Source organism: Amycolatopsis sp. lyj-84 (genome assembly GCF_046549075.1).
Lineage (GTDB): Bacteria > Actinomycetota > Actinomycetes > Mycobacteriales > Pseudonocardiaceae > Amycolatopsis.
On record NZ_JAJPWO010000001.1, the window covers coordinates 1,019,668 to 1,040,007 of the forward strand.

General features: G+C 69.5%; 16 protein-coding genes. 6 read left to right on the top strand and 10 right to left on the bottom strand.

The window, feature by feature from the left end; genetic code table 11:
* Positions 1–452: 452 nt before the first annotated feature.
* From ACLJRM_RS05000 to ACLJRM_RS05025, 6 genes are all read right to left on the bottom strand, one after another.
* Positions 453–1,091 (bottom strand): ComF family protein, encoded by a 639-nt coding sequence (locus ACLJRM_RS05000; RefSeq protein WP_410662404.1) that lies wholly within the window; start codon positions 1,089–1,091, stop codon positions 453–455.
* 409 nt (positions 1,092–1,500) lie between these two features.
* Entirely contained in the window at positions 1,501–3,228 is a 1,728-nt protein-coding gene (locus ACLJRM_RS05005) for an LpqB family beta-propeller domain-containing protein (RefSeq protein ID WP_410662405.1), read from the bottom strand.
* On the bottom strand, positions 3,225–4,907 hold the full coding sequence (gene mtrB, locus ACLJRM_RS05010; RefSeq protein ID WP_410662406.1) for an MtrAB system histidine kinase MtrB: 1,683 nt from the start codon (positions 4,905–4,907) through the stop codon (positions 3,225–3,227). The genes ACLJRM_RS05005 and mtrB overlap by 4 nt, the downstream gene beginning before the upstream one ends.
* A gap of 43 nt (positions 4,908–4,950) precedes the next feature.
* Positions 4,951–5,628: an MtrAB system response regulator MtrA gene (gene mtrA, locus ACLJRM_RS05015; protein ID WP_005150760.1), complete on the bottom strand. Its 678-nt coding sequence runs from the start codon at positions 5,626–5,628 to the stop codon at positions 4,951–4,953.
* 111 nt (positions 5,629–5,739) lie between these two features.
* A complete protein-coding gene (locus tag ACLJRM_RS05020) occupies positions 5,740–6,867 on the bottom strand; it encodes an NAD(P)/FAD-dependent oxidoreductase (RefSeq protein ID WP_410662407.1) in 1,128 nt (375 codons plus the stop codon).
* Positions 6,864–7,181, bottom strand: coding sequence for a bifunctional 3-phenylpropionate/cinnamic acid dioxygenase ferredoxin subunit (locus tag ACLJRM_RS05025; protein WP_101610440.1), 318 nt, complete (start codon positions 7,179–7,181; stop codon positions 6,864–6,866). The genes ACLJRM_RS05020 and ACLJRM_RS05025 overlap by 4 nt, the downstream gene beginning before the upstream one ends.
* 153 nt (positions 7,182–7,334) lie before the next feature.
* Between ACLJRM_RS05025 and ACLJRM_RS05030 the strand changes: the two genes are divergently transcribed.
* From ACLJRM_RS05030 to ACLJRM_RS05045, 4 genes are all read left to right on the top strand, one after another.
* Positions 7,335–8,120, top strand: coding sequence for an IclR family transcriptional regulator (locus tag ACLJRM_RS05030; protein ID WP_410662408.1), 786 nt, complete (start codon positions 7,335–7,337; stop codon positions 8,118–8,120).
* A 253-nt stretch (positions 8,121–8,373) separates the two neighbouring features.
* Complete coding sequence (locus tag ACLJRM_RS05035) at positions 8,374–10,800, top strand: GcvT family protein (RefSeq protein ID WP_410662409.1); 2,427 nt, start codon at positions 8,374–8,376, stop codon at positions 10,798–10,800.
* Positions 10,797–11,942, top strand: coding sequence for an N-methyl-L-tryptophan oxidase (gene solA, locus ACLJRM_RS05040; RefSeq protein WP_101610443.1), 1,146 nt, complete (start codon positions 10,797–10,799; stop codon positions 11,940–11,942). Before ACLJRM_RS05035 ends, solA begins: the two co-directional genes overlap by 4 nt.
* Entirely contained in the window at positions 11,939–13,051 is a 1,113-nt protein-coding gene (locus tag ACLJRM_RS05045) for an aromatic ring-hydroxylating oxygenase subunit alpha (RefSeq protein ID WP_410662410.1), read from the top strand. The genes solA and ACLJRM_RS05045 overlap by 4 nt, the downstream gene beginning before the upstream one ends.
* On the opposite strand, the gene ACLJRM_RS05050 is transcribed toward ACLJRM_RS05045, so the two are convergent.
* From ACLJRM_RS05050 to ACLJRM_RS05060, 3 genes are all read right to left on the bottom strand, one after another.
* Complete coding sequence (locus ACLJRM_RS05050; protein ID WP_174720560.1) at positions 13,048–13,680, bottom strand: dTMP kinase; 633 nt, start codon at positions 13,678–13,680, stop codon at positions 13,048–13,050. The genes ACLJRM_RS05045 and ACLJRM_RS05050 overlap by 4 nt on opposite strands.
* Before the next feature lie 141 nt (positions 13,681–13,821).
* Complete coding sequence (locus tag ACLJRM_RS05055) at positions 13,822–14,598, bottom strand: hypothetical protein (RefSeq protein ID WP_410662411.1); 777 nt, start codon at positions 14,596–14,598, stop codon at positions 13,822–13,824.
* Positions 14,595–15,164, bottom strand: coding sequence for a papain-like cysteine protease family protein (locus ACLJRM_RS05060; protein WP_101610447.1), 570 nt, complete (start codon positions 15,162–15,164; stop codon positions 14,595–14,597). Before ACLJRM_RS05060 ends, ACLJRM_RS05055 begins: the two co-directional genes overlap by 4 nt.
* Before the next feature lie 250 nt (positions 15,165–15,414).
* Between ACLJRM_RS05060 and ACLJRM_RS05065 the strand changes: the two genes are divergently transcribed.
* A complete protein-coding gene (locus tag ACLJRM_RS05065; protein ID WP_101610448.1) occupies positions 15,415–16,410 on the top strand; it encodes a hypothetical protein in 996 nt (331 codons plus the stop codon).
* Between the two features lie 61 nt (positions 16,411–16,471).
* On the opposite strand, the gene ahcY is transcribed toward ACLJRM_RS05065, so the two are convergent.
* Entirely contained in the window at positions 16,472–17,944 is a 1,473-nt protein-coding gene (gene ahcY / locus ACLJRM_RS05070) for an adenosylhomocysteinase (RefSeq protein WP_101610449.1), read from the bottom strand.
* A gap of 91 nt (positions 17,945–18,035) precedes the next feature.
* Between ahcY and ACLJRM_RS05075 the strand changes: the two genes are divergently transcribed.
* The gene (locus ACLJRM_RS05075; RefSeq protein WP_168214401.1) at positions 18,036–20,330 is read left to right on the top strand and encodes a hypothetical protein; all 2,295 of its coding nucleotides are present in this window, start codon (positions 18,036–18,038) and stop codon (positions 20,328–20,330) included.
* Positions 20,331–20,340 lie beyond the last annotated feature (10 nt).

Here is a 20,340-nt window from a genome sequence, read left to right on the forward strand (position 1 = left end):
GAGAGAACTCGGCATGCGGCCACGACGTCTCGTGTCGGATGTCCGAGCGCGGACTCAGCGCGGCTCCGGCGCCAGGGACATGGGCTGGTCACCTCCCTGCCTGCCGGGATTGCTGATAGCGCTGCACGTTAGCTGCAACACGCCCCGAGCAACAGCCCCCGAGCCGGGGGATATCAGGACGTGAGACCCCGTCACCGCACGCGACGAAGGGACCGTGCCCAGCGGGACAATCCGGCCTGTCGGGCGTCGTCCCGGTGATTTGTTTTCACGCGGACGGCGCAAGCCTCCGGACAGGAAAAAGCCGAGGGTGACGCCACCAAGGGAATCCGCCGCCACCCCGGTGGAGTGGCGAGCCGTTGGAGTGTTCCCCGGAAGCTGCCTCATATCCCGTCAACGTCCTTGTACCCATTCCCGTTCCCGATCATTCATCACTCTTGTAGGTGACCCCGTGATCACCCGGCGGCGGCCAGCGCGACCACCGCGGAAACGTGAATTCCGCTTATGTCCAATAGGCGCGTACAAGCGGCGGCCGTCGCTCCGGTTGTGATCACGTCGTCAAGCAGAATGACCTCCGACGGGTGAACACCTTGGACGAGGCGGATGCGGCCGTCGAGGTTCACCGCCCGCTCGGCACGGGTGAGCCGCGCGGCGTCTCGAACCCCGGCCCCGAGTTCGAGCACCGGCGCGACCGTCGCCGGTTTTCCCTTGCTTGACAGCACTTTTACGCACTCCTCGGCCATCCGCCGGACGTGCGGGCCGCCTCGGACCCGCGAGGCGTGCCGTCTCGACGGGACCGGGACGAGGCAGCGTTCCGGCTCCGGCCCTGGCAGGTGGACCAGGGCTTCGGCGAGGGCCCGGCCCAAGGACGGGGCGAGGTCGCGGCGGCCGCGTTCCTTGTAGGCGAGGATCAGGCGGCGGGCCTCGTCGGCGTAGCGGGCCAAGGCGTAGACGGGCACGAGACCGGCCGTCGGGGCGCGGGTGATCTCGCTGAGCGAACCCCAAGCGGACTGACAGGTGGCGCAGCAAGGGGCGCCGGGAGCGCCGCAGGACGCGCAGCGGGCGGGGATGAGGAGATCCAGGAGTTTGGACATGGCATCGAGGGTGGCGGCGGGGACCGACAGTTCCGGGGGCCGATGTGTCGCGAGAGGTCCCTTTTGGACGCTTTCCGTCCTAAGGGGACCTGTCATGAGGGCAATCGAGGAGAAGGCCGCGGGGTTGGGACTCTCGGGCGGGTAGGCAGTCGAAGAGAAGGTCCGAAGATCCGTGAAGGCCTCCTTCCCTACCTTGAGCGTAGGGAAGGAGGCCTTCACGGACCTTCAGACCAGGATCGGTCGATTAGCGTCGCTAGGAAAGCTAGCGATACTAAAGGTCCCTTGCTCCCCCTCCGGAGAGGGCAAGGGCGCGCGGAGTACGACCAAAGGTGCCGGCCCGTGGCGGGTCTCGTGAGTGGTAAGGACGGTTAGAACCGTCCTTACCACTCACGAGGCCTGACCAGGATGCTCAGCCCGGGTAGAACGGATCCGCGTCGGTCACCGTGTGCGCCTGCGGCCGCCAGACCTCGCCCAGTTCGGACGCGACCCACAGCCCGCCCGCGTCCGCGACCAGGTTCTGCCTGCTCGGCGCCGCGGTGACGCCGTGGACCGGCGGGGTCAGGTTCGAGCTGTTGAAGGCGTCCATCCGCTGCCCGTCCAGCGGCACCTTGACCACCGGCAGCGTGCTCGACGACGTCGCGGCGATCAGGTGGTCCTGGGTCGCCCAGTCGACGTCGACGACGTCCTTGAGGTCGCGTTCCTGCAGCTTCCGCGGCGAGCGCAGCGCCACCGAGTCCGCCGTCCGCACGATCGAGGCGACCACCAGCTGCCCGTTGACCACGGCGGCCAGCCGGGATCCGTCACGCGAAAGGCGCAGTTCGGTGATCTGGCCGAGCCCGGTGAGCTGGGTCGCGTCGACGCCGGCCTTCACCCAGCGGCCGTCCGCGGCCAGGGTGACCCTGGCGACGGTGTTGTGGTCGACGACCGTCCAGACCTCGCCGGAAGCCCCGCCGCCCCGCGCGACCGGCCGCCAGGTGGGACGGCTCAGGCTGCCGCCGAACAGATCCACCGAAGCGAGATCCCGGTCCAGTTCACCGACCCGGAGCCACTGCCTGCCGTCGCGCTCTTCGACCACCGCGAGCCGTTTCCCGTCGACGGATTGCGCGGCGCTGACGACCTTGTACCCGCCGTTGCCCGCCGGCCCGCCGACCGGTGCCCCGTCGCCGAGCGACCGGACCCGCCCGTTCACGGTCATCAGCCCCTTCAGCTCCGAGTTGGGGGCGATCTCCGTGTTGTAGGGCAGCAGTTCGCTGGCCCGCCAGTATTCGTTGCCCGGCACCAGCGCGCTGCCGTCGGCGAGCAGCCGGATCCGGCTCAGCGTCACCGTCTGCAGGGAGAGGACGATCTGCGCGGCGATCAGGTTCCGGTCCGCGAGGCTGGCCCCGCCGATCCCGGTCAGGTTGATGTCCAGTGTCCCGTCGTCCGTGCTGCGCACGTTGGTCTCGGTGGCGACCTGGTCACCGAGCAGGTCCTGGACAGCGCCCTTCAGCCCTTCCGACGGGCCTTGCAGCACCAGGTCCATCACCCGGCCCGGCAGCCCGGCCTGCGGTTTCGCCGCGACGTACCGGAGATCGGGGACGAAGGTGCCGGAGTCGGCCGAGTAGAAGCTGATCGGCACCCGGAAGTAGTTGGTCGCGAAATCCTTGTCGGTGACGGCGAGCTCCTGCGGCGGGTCCACGATCCGCCACTGGCCGTTCTGCTGCTTCCGCAGCTTGAACTGCTGCGAGTACTCGGTCTTGAGCGGGATGAACGCGCTGTCGGGGCTCAGGTTGCCGAGTTTGAACCCGCGGACGTTCACCACCTGCTCGTCCGGGTCCCCCGTCGGCGACGAGGTGTCGTAAACGGTGCCGAAGGTGTTGTCGATGATCGTCAGCCCCGGCGACGGCTTCCAGTTGCGCCGGGCTTCGTCGTCCAGGTAGACCCGCGCGTCGGCGTTCGCCGTGCCCGGCGTCGCGGAGTTGCGGATGAACTGGCGGGTGACGGTCAGCGAGTCGATCCCGGCCGCGGGCTCGGGGACGTCCACCGGCGCCTGTCCGGGTTTGTCCCCGGGAACGACGACGGGCTGGGATTCGAGCGGGATGTTCGCGCAGCCGGCGATCAGCAGGAACACCGCGAGCAGGGTCAACAGCCGCTTCATCGGCCGACCTCCTCGGGTTCGGCGAGGATCGCGTCGGGTGCCGGGCGGACTTCGAGCAGTCCGGAGGACAAACCGTGCGTATCGGTCGGTTTGTGATCGGGCGGCGGCAGGACCAGCGGACTCTCCCCCATCGGCGTGTCCTGCTGGCGCGGCAGCACGAGCCGGAAACAGGCGCCGTGACCGGTCTCGCCCCACGCGTCGAGCACGCCGCCGTGCAGCCGGGCGTCTTCCTGGCTGATCGCCAGGCCGAGGCCGGTGCCGCCGGTGCGGCGGTTGCGGGACGGGTCGGCCCGCCAGAACCGGTTGAACACCAGTTCCGCTTCGCCGGGCCGGAGCCCGACGCCGCGGTCGCGCACGGTGATGGCGACCGCGGTCTCGTTGACCGCCAGTGTCAGCACCACCGGGTTCCCTTCGCTGTGATCGACCGCGTTGGCCAGCAGGTTGCGCAGGATCCGCTCGACGCGGCGCGCGTCGACCTCGGCGGCCGCCTCCTCGTCCGGAAGGATCAGCTCGACCGAACTGCCCGCGTTGCCCGCGATCACCCTGACCTGTTCGACGGCCCTGGTCGCGATCGGCCGGACGTCGATCAGCTCGGCCGAGAGCTCCTCGACACCCGCGTCGAGCCTGCTGATCTCCAGCAGGTCGCCGAGCAGTGCCTCGAAGCGGTCGAGCTCGTCGACCAGCAGTTCGGTGGAGCGGGCGAGCCCGGCCGGGAACTGCTCGCGCGACGCGTGCAGCACGTCGGCGGCCATCCGGACGGTGGTCAGCGGGGTGCGCAGTTCGTGCGAGACGTCGGAGGTGAACCGGCGCTGCAGCCCGCCGAAGTCCTCCAGCTGGCGGATCTGCCGCTGGATGCTCGCGGCCATCTCGTTGTAGGACACGGCGAGTTTGGCCAGATCGTCCTCGCCGAGCACGGCGAGCCGTTGATCGAGGTCACCGCCCGCGAATCCTTCGGCCGCCGCGGCGGCCTGCCGGACCGGCCGGACCACCTGCCTGGTGACCAGGTTCGTGATCCCGGCCAGCAGGAGCAGCAGGACGAGACCGCCGACGAGCAGCGTGTTCTGCACGGTCGAGACGGTGTTCTGCTCGCTGGTGAGCGGGTACAGCAGGTAGAGCTGGAGCGGGTTGATCATCGTGGTCACCGGGGCGCCGACGATCAGATACGTCGTCTTGCCGCCGTCCGGTTCGGTGACCGTGTGCATCAGGTAGCTGACCTGCTCGGTCTCCACGAACTGGCGCAGCCGGACGGGCACCCGGTCGTAGGGACCCGCGGAAGCCGGCGTGTTCGACTGGTCGCGGCCGCCCGCGACCAGCACCGGTTCGAAGGTGCCCGCGGCCGATCCGGCGCCGTCCTGCGACGTCGTCGTGCTGGAGATCTTCTTCAGCGCGTTCTTCAGCCGCGCCGTCATCGCTTCGGGCGACTCGGTGCCGACACCGACCAGCTCGCTGGCCGCGGTCTCGACGACCGCCCTGGTCTGCGCGATCGCCGCGTTCTGCTTGGTCTCGAGCAGCCTGTCGGTGATCTGGTTCTGCAGCACCATGCCCAGCACGAACACCACGGCCGACGACAGCGCCAGCGTGGACACCGTGACCCGGAACTGCAGCGAATGCCGCCACAGGTCGTTGAACAGGACGACCTTGCGGCGCACGAAAACCACGATGCGCCGGAGGTGGCGCATCGTGGTTTGGGCAAGCCTCGGCAAGCGTCCGCTCATGGGGTCGTCACGGCGGGCCGGCCTTGTACCCGACGCCGCGAACGGTCAACACCACCTCGGGGTGTTCCGGGTCCTTCTCGACCTTCGAGCGCAGACGCTGGACGTGCACGTTCACCAGGCGGGTGTCGGCGGCGTGGCGATAACCCCACACCTGCTCGAGGAGCACCTCGCGGGTGAACACCTGACGGGGCTTCCTGGCCAGCGCGACCAGGAGGTCGAACTCGAGCGGGGTCAGCGGGATGGCCTTGCCCTCCCGCGTCACCTCGTGGCCGGGGACGTCGATCGCGAGGTCGCCGATCGTCAGCGACTCGGCGGGCTCGGCCTCGGTGCGGCGCATCCGGGCGCGGACGCGGGCCACGAGCTCCTTCGGCTTGAAGGGCTTGACCACGTAGTCGTCGGCGCCCGACTCGAGCCCGAGGACGATGTCCACGGTGTCGCTCTTGGCGGTGAGCATGACGATCGGCACACCGGACTCGGCCCGGATCGCCTTGCAGACGTCGATGCCGTTCATCCCGGGCAGCATGAGGTCGAGGAGGACCAAGTCCGGTTTCAGCTCACGAAGCGCGGGCAGCGCCCGTGAGCCGTCGGCCACGACGGCTGTGTCGAACCCCTCCCCACGCAGCACGATGGTGAGCATCTCCGCGAGAGCAGGGTCGTCGTCGACGACCAGAACGCGTGCCTTCATAAACCTATGTTCGCACTAGTTTCCCCGCGCGAGCGCGCGACCCGGCGATGTGACCACCAGAAAGATCATCGAATCGGGCAAATTGCTCCATCCGAGTAGGGTCTTCTGCCCCTAGAGGGCCCGCCGGAGCTTGGTGAACGGGCGCGGGGAGTCGATCGCGAAGACGCCGGTCAGCGCGTCGCCGCGGTGATAGGTCGCGACAAAACGCTTCGAAGCGACGTCTCCTTCGGCGATCCGCACGTCTTCCGTGGCCACTCCGGCGAATTGGAGCCGCCGTCCGTACTGATCGGACCAAAAGTAACCGTGTCGTGCGAAATGCGTGACGGTCGAGCCGGCGAGCAGGTTCGCGACCGCGACGCCCGCCTGCTCGCAGGCGGCGGTCCAGTGTTCGGCGCGGACCCGCCCGCCGCGCAGCAGGCAGTGGTACCGCGCGACGTCACCCACCGCGATCACTCGGGGATTCGCTGTGACACAGCCGGAATCGACCAGCACCCCGTCGTCGACGGCGAGCCCGGAGCCGGTGAGCCATTCGGTGACCGGTCGCGCCCCCACTCCGGCGACGACGAGATCGGCGGGGATCTCCCGGCCGTCGGCGAGCCGCACGCCGGTGACGCGATCGGTCCCGGCGAATCCGGCGACGGGTACGCCCGCGATCAGGCGGACGTCGCTCGCCGCGTGCAATCCGGCGCACACCGTGCCCATTTCCGGGCCGACGACCGACGCGAGCGGAGCGGGCGTCGCCTCGATCACGGTGACGTCGTGCCCGAGCAGGCGGCAGGCGGACGCGACCTCCGCGCCGATGAAGCCCGCGCCGATGACGACCACCGGACCCGGCCCCGCCGCGAGTTCCCGTTTGAGCGACACGGCGTCATCGAGCGTCCGCAGCGTGTGAACGCCTTTCAGACACCTGACCGCACCAAGGGTTCTGGCGACAGCGCCGGTCGCGATGACGTAACCGTCCGCGACGATCGTGGTGCCGTCTTCGAGCGTCACTCCGTCGCGACCGAGTTTCTCGGCACGGACACCGAGACGCCATTCCGCGTCGAGATCGTCTTGCCCGGCGAGCGCGAGGTCGTCGGCGGAAACCTTGCCCAGCAAGAAGTCCTTCGACAGTGGTGGCCTGTCGTACGGCGGTTCGGCGCCGATCATCACCAGCCGTCCGTCGAAACCCTGCGCGCGCAACTCCTGCGCCGAACGGAGTCCCGCCAGAGAGGTCCCGACGACGGCGACGGTTCTCAAGCGACGTCCCGCTGAGCGCGGGTGTCCACGTAGATCACCCCGTCGGCGACGACGACCGGGTACGTGCGCACGGCGTTCTTGGCAGGCAGGCAATCCGGGACGCCGGTCCGCAGGTCGAACCGCGCGGCGTGCAGCGGGCATTCGACGAAACAGTCCTCGATCCAGCCGTCGGCGAGCGACGCGTCCTGGTGAGTGCAGGTGTCGTCCAGGGCGTAATAGCCGCCCTCGGCGTGGAAGACCGAGACGGGGACGGGGCCTTCGAGGCGAAGAGCTTCGCCCTCGGGCAGTTCGGAGACGGAGCAGGCACGGATCATCGGGGCCTCCGGGGAAAGGACCGACGGTTTGTTGATGTTGCGTATTACGAGACAGAACGTGCTCTGCGCAACAATCACCCCCGAGGGGCCGGTGCGTCAAGGGATTCGCCCACTCAGCCGAGCGGATCGGGGCGAAACGGCTACTGTTGCGTCATGCGGAACCAGGACGCGGGGAACGCAACGCCCAGTCAGGTACAGTCCGTCGATCGCGCGATCAGCGTGCTGGAACTGCTGGCGCGCAACGGGGAAACCGGGATCACCGAGATCGCGGGCGAACTCGGCGTGCACAAGTCGACCGCCTCCCGCCTGCTGAGCGTCCTGGAGAACCGCGGCCTCGTCGAGCAGCTCGGCGAACGCGGCAAATACGCGATCGGCTTCGGCGTCGTCCGGCTGGCAGGCGCGGCCACCGGCCGGATGGACCTGGCGAAACTGGGCAGGCAGACCTGCCAGGGCCTGGCGGAGACGCTCGGCGAGACGGTCAACATCGCGATCGCCGACGACGGCGTCGCGATCAACGTCAGCCAGGCCCGCGGGTCGGCCGCGATCAGCACGCAGAACTGGACCGGTCAGCGCACTCCCCTGCACGCGACCTCCAGCGGGAAGGTGCTGCTCGCGTACCTGGGGGACGTCGAGCGCAAACGTTTGCTCCGGCGGAAACTCGAACGGTTCACGCCGCGGACCACGGTCGATCCCGACGAGCTGACCGCGGAACTGGAGCGGGTCGCCGAGGACGGGTACGCGGCCTGTTTCGAGGAACTGGAGCTGGGGATGCACGCGGTCGCGGTGCCGGTGCTCGGCCCCGGCGGCGACGTCGTCGCGGCGATGAGCGCTTCCGGCCCGTCGTACCGGCTCTCGAAGCAGCGGGTGCGGCAGATCGTGCGGCCACTGGCGGAGGCTTCGGCGGATCTTTCGGCACAGCTGGGGTACTTCGCCGAGTGAGGTGACCGGCCCTTTCACGCCCTTCACCCGTGCAATGAAAGTCCCCTTCATTGCAAATTTTGCAATGAAGGGGACTTTCATTGCACGCGCGAGTTGAAGAGGGCGACCGCTTCGGGCTCTTGACAGCGCGGCGGCACGTGCCGCACTTTGTTGCTGAAGACGGAACAACGTGCCTCATCCGCAACAGCGCCTGTCACCCCGATGCCCGCGTGTCCTTTGTAGACTCACCGGGCAGGCAGGAGGTTCCCTCACCATGGCCCTCAGACCCCGTGTGGTCGTGATCGGCGCCGGCATCGTCGGCTGCGCGATCGCCGACGAACTGACCGAACGCGGCTGGACCGACCTCACCGTGCTGGAACAGGGCGACCTGTTCACCACCGGCGGGTCCAGTTCGCACGCGCCCGGCCTGGTCTTCCAGACCAACGCCTGCCGCACGATGACCGGATTCGCCCAGTACACCGTCGGCAAGTACGGCGCGCTCGACCTCGACGGGCAGCCGTGTTTCCGGCCGGTCGGCGGGCTGGAGGTGGCCACGACGCCGGAGCGGCTCGCCGATCTCAAGCGGCGGCACGGCTGGGCGACCGCGTCGGGCATCGAGAGCAGGCTGATCGACCCGGCCGAATGCGCCGCGCTGCATTCGCTGCTCGATCCGGCCAAGGTGCTCGGCGGGTTCCACATCCCCTCCGACGGGCTGGCCGCCCCACTGCCCGCGGCCGAGGCGCAGGCCCGCCGCGCGATCGGGCGTGGCGCGAAGTTCCTCGCGCGCCAGAAGGTCGTCGGCGTCGAAAGCGCGGGCGGGCGGGTCACCGGCGTCACCACCGAGACCGGGAGCTTCCGCGCGGACATCGTGCTCTCGTGCGCCGGCATGTGGGGCCCGGTGGTCGGTGAACTGGTGGGCCTCACGATCCCGCTGGTCCCGATGGCTCACCAGTACGCCCGCACCAGTCCTCTGCCGGGGCTCACCGGCACGACCCGGCCGATCCTGCGGCATCAGGACGCCGACCTCTACTTCCGTGAACACGGCGACCGGATCGGCATCGGCGCGTACGGGCACCGGCCGATGCCGTTGCCCGCCAAGGAGATCGGTGCCGGTGACGGCATGCCGTCCGAACTCGCGTTCACCCCGGCGGACTTCGAGGAGTCCTGGGCCGCCGCCGTCGGCCTGCTGCCGTCGCTGAGCGAGACCAAGGTCGAAGAGGGCATCAACGGCCTGTTCTCCTTCACCCCGGACGGGATGCCGCTGCTGGGCGAGCACCCGGACCTCGACGGATTCTGGGTGGCCGAAGCCGTCTGGATCACGCATTCGGCCGGTGTCGCGCGGGCGATGGCGCAGTGGCTGGTCGACGGGCAGGCCGAAGCGGATCTGCACGGTTGCGACCTCGCCCGGTTCGAGCGAGTCCAGCTGGCCCCGGACCACGTCATGGCGCGCAGTTGCCAGAGCTTCGCCGAGGTGTACGACATCGTCCATCCCTTACAGCCCATGGAAGAACCGCGGCCGCTGCGGACGAGCCCGTTCTACGAGCGGCAAGCCGGACTCGGCGCGTTCTTCCTCGAAGCGGGCGGCTGGGAGCGGCCGCACTGGTACGAGGCGAACGCGGACCTCCCCGAGGTGGAGAGCATCCCGGCGCGCAACGACTGGGCCGCGCGGTACTGGTCCCCGATCGGCGGCGCCGAAGCGCTGGTCGCGCGGCGGCGGGTCGCGATGTTCGACATGACGCCGCTGAAACGCGTCGAGGTCACCGGCCCGGGCGCGTTGCCGTTCCTGCAGACGATGACCACGAACCAGCTCGACAAGAAACCCGGCTCGGTCACCTACACGCTGCTGCTCGGCGAGGACGGCGGCGTGCGCAGCGACCTGACGGTGGCGAGACTCGGCACCGAGCGGTTCCAGGTGGGCGTCAACGGCAACATCGACCTCGACTGGCTGCGACGGCATCTGCCCGGCGACGGCGCCGCGCAGATCCACGAGACCACCCCGGGGACCTGTTGCATCGGCCTGTGGGGGCCGCTCGCCAGGGCGGTGCTGCAACCACTGTCCACAACGGACTTCTCACACCGGGCGATGGGCTACTTCAAGACGAAACAGGCGTACGTCGGCCTGGTGCCGGTGACCGCGATGCGACTGTCCTATGTGGGCGAACTCGGCTGGGAGCTGTACACCAGCGCCGATCTCGGCCGCGAACTGTGGGACACGCTCTCCGACGCCGGGCGGCGGCACGGGATCATCGCCGCCGGACGCGACGCGTTCTCCAGCATGCGGCTGGAGAAGGGGTACCGCCTGTGGGGCACGGACGTCACCGCCGAGCACGACCCGTACGAGGCGGGCCTCGGGTTCGCCGTCCGGATGGACAAGGGCTACTTCATCGGACGGGACGCGCTGGCGGGCCGCTCGGAGGAGACGGCCACCAGGAAACTGACCTGTCTCACCGTCGACGACCCGTATTCCGTCGTCCTCGGCAAGGAGCCGGTGTACGCCGACGGCCGTCCGGCCGGGTACGTCACCAGCGCCGCGTACGGCTACACCGTCGGCAAGAACATCGCGTACGCCTGGCTTCCCGCCGGACTGTCCGTACCGGGCAGACCGCTCGAGATCGAGTACTTCGGCGAGCGGATCCCCGCCGTCGTGGCCGGTGAACCGCTGTTCGACGCCGGGATGAGCCGGATCAGGAGCGCCGCATGAGTCCTTACGACGTCATCGTCATCGGCCTCGGCGGGATGGGCAGCGCGGCCGCGTACCGGCTCGCCCGGCGGGGGCAGCGGGTGCTGGGCATCGACCAGTTCGCGCCGGTGCACAACCTCGGGTCCAGCCACGGTGGCTCGCGGGTCACGCGGCAGGCGTACTTCGAGGATCCCGCGTACGTCCCGCTGCTGTTGCGGGCGCACGAACTGTGGGACGGGATCGAACGCGACTCCGGCCGGAAGATCTTCACCCGCTGCGGCGGGATCATGCTCGGCGGGCCTGACTCGCGGACGGTGTCGGGAAGCCTGGCCAGCGCACGGAAATGGGAGCTGCCGCACGAGATCCTGGACGCGCCCGAGATCCGGCGCCGGTTCCCGACGATGCGCCCGGCCGACCACGAGATCGCGCTGTACGAGGAGAACGCCGGTTTCGTGGTGCCGGAAGGCAGTGTGGCGGCACATCTCCAGCTCGCCGCGCGGGCCGGGGCGGATCTGCACCACGAGGAGAAGGTCCTTTCGTGGCACCAGACCTCCACCGGCGTCCGGGTCGGGACGGCGCAGAACTTCTACACGGCGGACCAGCTGGTGATCTGCCCCGGTGCCTGGGCTCCGCGGCTGCTCACCGAACTCGGCGTCGAGTTCACCGTCGAACGCCAGGTCCAGTACTGGTTCGCGCCGTCGGGCGGGGCGGAGCCGTTCCGTGCGGAACGGCATCCGATCTATGTCTGGGAAGGCGAGAACGGTCGCCAGTTCTACGGTTTCCCCTCGCACGACGACACCGGGAGCGTGAAGGTCGCGTTCTTCCGCGGCGGCGAGACCTGCACGCCGGAGACCATCGACCGGACGGTGCACGCCGAAGAGATCGACACGATCTCGGAGTTCGTCGGCCGGAAGCTGCCGTCGCTGCCCGGCGGGTTCCTGCGCGCGGCGACCTGTATGTACACGAACACCCCCGACGAGCACTTCGTCATCGCGCGCCATCCCACCCGCGATCGCGTCGTGGTCGCCTGCGGGTTCTCCGGGCACGGCTTCAAATTCGTCCCGGTGGTCGGCGAGGTGCTCGCCGACCTGGTGGTGGACGGCACCACCGCGCATCCGATCGCCCTGTTCGACCCCGCCCGGCTGACCGGGGTGGCCCGATGACCCGCGCCGAACCACTGATCCCGACCCTGGGCGGCCGGTACTACACCGATCCCGGGATCTTCGCGGCGGAGCAGGAAAAGATCTTCGAACTCGGATGGTTCTGCGCGGTGCGGGCGGCGGACCTGCCGTCTCCCGGGGACTTCCGGACCGTCCAGGTCGGACGGGAGAGCGTGATCGTCACCCGGGCGCGTGACGGCGGGCTGCGCGCGTTCCTCAACGTCTGCCGCCATCGTGGCGCCCGGCTGTGCACCGAGGAGAAGGGCACGGTGAGACGCGCGTTCCAGTGCCTGTACCACGCCTGGACCTACGGACTCGACGGGAAGCTGATCGCGGCGCCGAACCTGGCGAGCCTCCCGGACATCTCCCGCGCCGAGTACGGGCTGCACACCGTGCACCTGCGGGAATGGCTGGGCTACGCGTGGGTCTGCCTCGCCGCGGATCCGCCGTCGTTCGAGGCCGACGTCGAAGGCGCGGTGCGGGACAGGCTCGGCGAGCTGGAAGCGATCGAGCGGTACGGCCTCGACGGGCTCTCGGTCGGGCGGCGGATCACCTACGACGTCAAGGCGAACTGGAAACTGATCGTCGAGAACTTCATGGAGTGCTACCACTGCGCGACGATCCATCCCGAACTGACCGAGGTGCTGCCGGAGTTCGCCGGCGGGTACGCGGCGCAGTACTACGTCGGGCACGGCGCGGAGTTCGGCGAGGACGTCGACGGGTTCACCATCGACGGCGGTTCGGGCTTCGGGCGGCTCGACGGTGTCGCGAGCGAACAGGACAGGCGGTACTACGCGATCACCATCCGGCCGCAGGTGTTCGTGAACCTGGTGCCGGACCACGTGATCTTCCACCGGATGTACCCGCTCGCGCCGGACCGGACGGTCGTCGAATGCGATTGGCTCTATTCGCCGGAGGTCGTGGCGTCGGGCCGGGACGTGTCACGGTCGGTGGAGCTGTTCCACCGCGTCAACGAGCAGGACTTCGACGCGTGCGAACGCTGCCAGCCCGCGATGGCGTCCCGTGCCTACCGCGGCGGCGGGGTGCTGATGCCGTCCGAACACCACATCGGCGAGTTCCACGACTGGCTGCTCTCGCGACTAGAGGACTAATCGCGGAGCAGGCCGGTGGCCAGCGCGGGGGTGTCCACACCGGCGACGCCGTCGAGAACGTGCCAGGGCGCGAGCCAGCCCGTCGCGGCGAGTTCGTCGTAGACCACCGAGCATCGCTTCTGGAGCGCGTCGTCGGTCTCGAAGGAATCCCGCGCGCGGTCGGCGTCGCTCTCCGCGCGGCGCTGCGCGCGGTCGGCGGCGACGTCGGCGGTGACCCGCAGCAGCAGATGCGCGACGGGCACCGGAAGGCCGAAACGGTCGATCTCCAGTTCACGGAGCCATCGCACGAACTCGCCGTCCGCGCCCTGGTGGAGCCGGGCGGCGCCGTACGCGGCGTTCGACGCGACGTACCTGTCGAGCAGCACGACGTCGTGATCGCCGAGCCGGTCGCGGATCTCGTCGCCCGCGCCCCGCCGGTCGAGCGCGTAGAGCATCGCCATTCCGTAGACGGAGTCGGCGAGGTCGCCGTGCCCGCGGTGCAGCGCTTCCTTCACCAGGTCGGCGTGCACGCTTTCGCCGTAGCGCGGAAACGCGATGGACGTGACGCTCGCGCCGGCCGCGTTCAGCGCACCGGTCAGCGCGTCGGCGAGCGTGCGCTTGCCCGCGCCGTCCAGACCTTCGATCACCACGAGTCGTCCCACACGCACAGAATATGACCAGCACCGCGAAGCGGTTCGGTTGAGGGCGGCGGCGGGGGCATGGATGGACTAGGGCGCCGTGGTCGACCGGCGGGCCAGACGGGGTCAGCACACGTCCGGCCCACCGGTCCGCTAGGGGATGCGCCTCTTCGAGTGCAGGAAGAAGCCGGCGACACCGATGAGGAGCAGGCCGCCGAAGATCAGCAGCGGGACGAAGCCGGTGTCCTGCGCGTCGGGCGCGGGGCCGCCGTCGCCGCGGGGCATCACTTGGGCGTTGTAGCCGCCGGCCTTGCCTTCTTGGGCGTACGGCGAGTTCGCGAGCATCGCGCCGTACCGGCCGGAGACCGTCTTCTGGTACTCCGCGAGGGTCGCCGAAGCACCGGCCGCGTAACCGCTGGCGCCCGAGTCGAGCAGCGTCACCCGGCCGTCGCGCAGCGCGTACCAGGCGTCGACCTGGGGTTCGTGAAGCAGCGTGGCGCCTTCGGGCAACCGCCGGGCCAGTGCGCTTTCCCGGTCGCCCGACGCGATGTTGCCGACGCGCCAGGCACCGTCGTCGCCGCGGACCGACCAGACTGTCGCGGTCTGCCCGTCGGACGCCGTCACCGGGACGGCGACGTAAGCGAGCTGTCCGGCGACCGCGCCGTCACCGGCGACAAAATCCCTCGAAAGCTCGTAAACCGGGAAGGTTTTGTCGGCGACGTGGACAGCGCTGACCGACGGCGTGCGGCTCGAACCACCCGTCTGTGTGAAGAAGCGGCCGATTTCAGCACGCAGAGTGGGGTCGTCGGCCGCCGCCTTCGCTGCCGCGAGATCTTCACTCGACAGTTGGTCCGCGCGCGCTCCGGGCGCCGAGATCAGCAGGGTGACCGCGACCAGCCCGGCGAGCCCGAGGAACCGCCGCGCGCTCATCGCCGGATCCCGGTGAGAGTGTGCGTCCAGGTGAAGGACTTGTTGCCGGCGTAGAAGTCGTAGGTCGACCAGTTGTAGCGGTTACCGGTGGGCAGTGGATCCCCCCACGAGACCCACTTCCGGCCGGCGTCGGCGCCGTAGAGCACGTGCATGTGGCCGCCGCCCGAAGCCCAGCCGACCCGGGTCTGCACCGGCCGGTCCGCACCGGTCTGCGCCTGGACGTCGGCGTAGGAGATGCGGCTCTTGAGGTAGTTCCCCGGGGCCGAGAAGCCCAGCTTGCCGAAGGCGCGCCGGACGTCGCCCAGCGTTCCGGGGCGGTCGGCGCACTCCGGGCGGCGCTCGTCGTGAGCGATCCGGCAGAATTCGTTCTGGGCGACGGTCACACCGTGGTGTGCCGCGATGGTGTTGCCGGAAGCCACCCAGCACCACTGGGACTTCTGCTGCACCTGCATGGCGATGGGGTTCCGGTGGGCAGGCGGCTGGGGCAGGGCGCTCGCCGGGGACTGGACCGCGAGCCACGCCACGAGACTCGCGGCGCCCGCGGCGCAAACCCTCCTCGAGAACACAGGCACAACGGGCCTCCTGGTCACCATGGCGAACCAATGTGGTCACAACGGTGAACAGCAGGCTCACACAGAGCAAGATGGGCACTCGGTGGAACGGACCGTTCCGGGGCGTTTCCACACCCCGGAACGGTCACTCTTCCGGGGTCAACCACCCCGAACGGGGGACGTAGTGTTCACAGTGCGCTGCTAACGTGAACGTTCCGCGGTGTTCACGCTCAGCGCACACACTGGTCTGGTGAAGGGACGAGCGGTGACACGAGACGGGGACACCCCGACGATCATCGACGGCACGCGTCGTCAACCGCTCGAAACCCTGCCCAAGGAGCTCGTCGAGGCCTTGCGCAGCGGCGAATTCCACCACGCGCTGCGGCAGGCGATCGCCTATCGCGGCCTCTCGCTCGCCCGGCTCCGCGCCCATCTCGGACTCCGCGGCGTCCAAATCGGACAGTCGACCCTGAGCTACTGGCAACGCGGATTGCGCCAGCCGGAGGTACCCAAGGCGCTCCCGGCGGTCCGCGCGCTCGAATCGGTGCTGCAACTGCCCGCGGACGCGCTCGTCGTGCTGATCGGCCCGCGGACGGCGCGGGCGCGCGGGCACCAGATGGCCGCGTCGTTCCACGACATCCGGTCCGGCGACATGGGATCGATCGTCGATCAGCTGCTGGCGGAGCTGGGCGCGTACCCGTCGTCCAATCGGTACAACGCCGACCTCGAGATGCTTTCGGTGCACGACACGATCACCTTCGACGCCGCGCACCGGCAGATCGCCCTCCACACCCGGCTGGTGTGCCGCGCGCGGCGTCACGGCCCGGACCGGTACGTCACCGTCTACAACGGCGACCCCGGCTGCCACATCGGCGACGTCGACCTGATCACCGCCGAGGGCTGCCGCGTCGGCCGGATCCGGCGCAACGCCGAGGCCGAGACGATGGCGACCGAACTGCTCTTCGACCGGAAGCTCGCCGAGGGCGAGATCCACGTGTTCTGCTTCGAGGTCCGTGACGACTCCGGCACCGCGTCGCCCGGGTACTTCCGGATGCTGCGGGATCAGTGCGCGAGCTATCTGGTGCAGCTGAAGTTCGCGCTCGGCGCGCTGCCCGCCCGCTGCACACGGCAGTTCCGGACCCGCGACGACGCCGTCCCCGTCGAGTCGGAAGAACTGCCGCTCGACATGGGCGGGGTGACCAGCGGGTTCTTCAGCGACGCCGGGCCGGGGCTGGCCGGCATCGAGGTCGAGTGGCGCTAGCGAGTGCAATGAAGGGGACTTTCATTGCGAAATTTGCAATGAAAGTCCCCTTCATTGCAGCTCAGTACCGGTAGTGATCCGTCTTGAAGGGACCTTCGACGTCCACGTCGATGTACTCGGCCTGGTCCTTGGTCAGCTTCGTGAGCTCGCCGCCGAGAGCGTCGAGGTGGATCTTCGCGACCTTCTCGTCGAGCTTCTTCGGGAGGCGGAAGACCTCCTTGTCGTACTCCTCGTGCTTGGTGAACAGCTCGATCTGCGCGATCACCTGGTTGGAGAAGCTGTTCGACATCACGAACGACGGGTGCCCGGTCGCGTTGCCCAGGTTCAGCAGACGACCCTCGGACAGCACGATGATGCTCTTGCCGTCGGGGAACACCCACTCGTCGACCTGCGGCTTGATGTTGATGCGCCGGATGCCCGGGTAGCGCTGCAGGCCCGCCATGTCGAGCTCGTTGTCGAAGTGGCCGATGTTGCCGAGGATCGCCTGGTGCTTCATCCGGGCCATGTGCTCGATGAGCACGACGTCCTTGTTGCCGGTGGTCGTGATGATGAGGTCGGCCTCGCCGAGGACGTTCTCCAGCTTCTTGACCTGGTAGCCGTCCATCGCCGCCTGCAGCGCGCAGATCGGGTCGATCTCGGTGACGATCACCCGCGCGCCCTGGCCGCGCAGCGATTCCGCGGCGCCCTTGCCGACGTCGCCGTAACCGCAGACGACCGCGACCTTGCCGCCGATGAGGACGTCGGTGCCGCGGTTGATGCCGTCGATCAGCGAGTGCCGGATGCCGTAGCGGTTGTCGAACTTCGACTTGGTGACGGCGTCGTTCACGTTGATCGCCGGGAACAGCAGCTCACCGGCTGCGGCGAGCTGGTAGAGCCGCAGCACGCCGGTCGTGGTCTCCTCGGTGACACCGCGGATGCCTTCGCCGATCTTGGTCCATTTGCCGGTGTCGGCCGCGACGGAGGCGCTCAGCAGCTGAAGGAACACGCGGAACTCGTCCGAGGTGTTCTCGTCCGGGGAGGGGACGACGCCCGCCTTCTCGAACTCGGTTCCCTTGTGCACCAGCATGGTGGCGTCGCCGCCGTCGTCGAGGATCATATTGGGACCCTCACCGTCCCAGGTGAGCATCCGCTCGGTGCACCACCAGTACTCCTCCAGCGACTCGCCCTTCCAGGCGAACACCGGGACGCCCTTGGGCTCCTCGGCGGTGCCGTGCGGGCCGACGACGATCGCCGCGGCGGCGTGATCCTGCGTGGAAAAGATGTTGCAGGAGGCCCAGCGCACCTCGGCACCCAGTGCGACGAGGGTTTCGATCAGGACCGCGGTCTGTACCGTCATGTGCAGCGAGCCCGAAACCCGGGCTCCCCGCAGGGGATACACCTCGGCGTACTCGCGGCGCAGCGCCATCAGGCCCGGCATCTCGTGCTCGGCGAGGCGGATCTCCTTGCGGCCGAACTCGGCGGCCTCGAGATCGGCGACGGCGAACTCGATGCCGTTGCGGGTGTCGTGCCGCTTGGCAACGCTTTCGGGGGTCATATGCGCGCTTCCTCCAAGGTTGGATGACAACAGAACAGTACCGTTGTCGGCTCAAAGCCCACTGCACTGTTTGGAGGCCTTCACCGTGGTCATGCCGGGTCCCGATACCCGCGTCGTCGAAATACGCGTACCCGGGCTAGTGGGCACGAGCGGTGAAAGTCTGCTGGATTCGACGTCGGTGGTCGACGTCGCGGGCGACGGGATCGGCAGGCTGATCCGGCCGTCGGACCGGCTGCGCCGCCCCGCTCCCGGACCGGTGCTGCCCGCGCTCGGCCGTTCGATCCCGCGCATCCTCGAAGGCTACCTGTGGAGCGGGATGACCTCGGGGGGCGCGGCGAAGGCGACTTGGGCGCTGCTGTTCCCGTTCTCGCTGGCGAACGTCGCGCACTGGATGCTCCCGCCGGTCCCGGAGGGCAAACGCTTCGCGGCCGCGCTCGGCACGGCGTGCCGGGCGGTGCTGCGGGTGGCCTCGCTGCTGCTGACGATGCTGTTGATCAGCCAGCTCGCGGTGGTCTCGCTCGACCTGTTCGCCGCGCAATGCCTCGCCCCCGGCTCGACGTGCCTGGCGGGCGCGCCGTCGTTCCTGCGGGATTTCGCGCCGCTGCGGACGGCCATCGGGGTGGTGCCGCTGCTGGTGCTGATCTTCGTGCTCGACCGGATCCCGTCGTCGGACTGGCGGTCACGGAATCGGCTGCACCGCGCGCACAGTCCGGCCCCGTTGCAGCCACAGGACATGCCGCGGACGCCGGGCCTGCGCACGCTGCACACCGTCGCCGCGCTGACCTGCCTCGCGCTTCCGTTGCTCGGCGGGCCGTTCCGGCTGCCGACGGTGACGTTCGACCTCGTCGTGTGGATCTGCGCGATGGCGCTCGTCCTCGCCGCGCTGGTGGCCTCGACCGTCGGCTTCTCCGCCGGGCCGGTGGTCCGCGGCGGGATGATCGCGTTCGCCGTCGCGCTGGTCGGGATCGCCGTCGTCCGCCGGACGCCGCTGCCCGCCGGACTGCCGGGCGGCGGGCTGGGCGGGGCGGAAGGGACGGTCGAAGCGCTGGGCGCGGCGATGGTCGCGGTGACCGTGCTGTTCGCGCTGATGCTCATCCCGGCGGCCTTGTTCGGCCGTTCGACCTGGAAGCACCTGCCGCGCCGGTTGCGGCCCTGGCTCGGCGGCTGGGCCGCGGCGCCGGTCGTCGCGCTGGCGGGCCTGCTCGGCGGCGGCTTCGGCGCGGGGCTCGCGGTCGCGCTGCGGCAACTGGTCGGCGCGAGCGACCTCCGGCTCCCCGACACCTACGTCCTGGTGACCGTGCTGTGGGGCGCCGGGCTCGCGCTCGCCGTCGTACTCGGCTTGCTGGGCTTCGCGGTGGCCGTCCCGCTGCGGCGGCTGCGGCGAGGCGTCCCGAAGATCGTCGGGCTGATGGAGATCGGCAAGGCGCAGGAAGAGGAGGCCGCCCACGTCTGGGCGCGCGCCTCGTGGGAACGCAAGCATCTGCACCATCTCGCGCTCGCGGTGGCACTGGCGATGGCGGCGGGCGGCGGCGCGCTCCTGGTGCTGCGCTTCGGTTTCGGCCCGCTGGGCGAGTGGTCGAAACCGATTTCGGGGATCGGAGTGTTCGCGCTGGGCGCTCTGGCGGCAGGACTGCTGCGCGTCGTTTTCGCCGCGGCGACGACGCCCAAGCGCAGCCGTCACCTCGGCGCGCTGGCGGACCTCGTGTGCTTCTGGCCGCGGGCCGCCCATCCGATCGTTCCGCCGAGCTACGCGCTCAAGGTCGTCCCGGAACTCGCGGACCGGGTCAAGGAACATCTGGCCGATCCGGGCACGCGGGTCGTGCTCTCCGGCTACAACCTCGGCAGCCTGCTGACCGTGCTCGCCGCGGCGCGCGTGCTCGCCGACCTCCCGCCCGAGGACCGTGAGCGCGTCGGGCTGCTGACGGCGGGCTCACCGCTGCAATGGGGTTACCAGCGAGCCTTCCCCGCGATGCTGCCGCAGGCGCAGCTGGCAGGGCTGTACGAGGATCTCGACGGCCGCTGGCGGGCGCTGTGCCGCGGCACGGACATCTTCGGCGGCGGCGTCACGACGTGGCGGCACCGGGTGGTGTCCGGGAAACTGCTCGGCGACGGCTACCTGGCCACCGGCGGAACGGGTCCGCTCGCCGCCGAAGCCGACGAGCAGGGTGTCCTGGTGCTCGGCGGCGATCACTGGCTGCCGGACCCGATGCGCGGGCCGACCGGGCGGCACCGCTGGGCGCCCGGCGTCCTCAAGCACACGGATTACGTCGTCGACGCCGAATGGGACAACGCCGTCGCGATGGCCGCCGGGCTCGGCCGCCCCCGCCCGTCGAACCCTTGGGGCGAGCAGGGATCGCTGTTCGGGGACTTCCCGCAAATGCGCTGAAGGCCCCCTT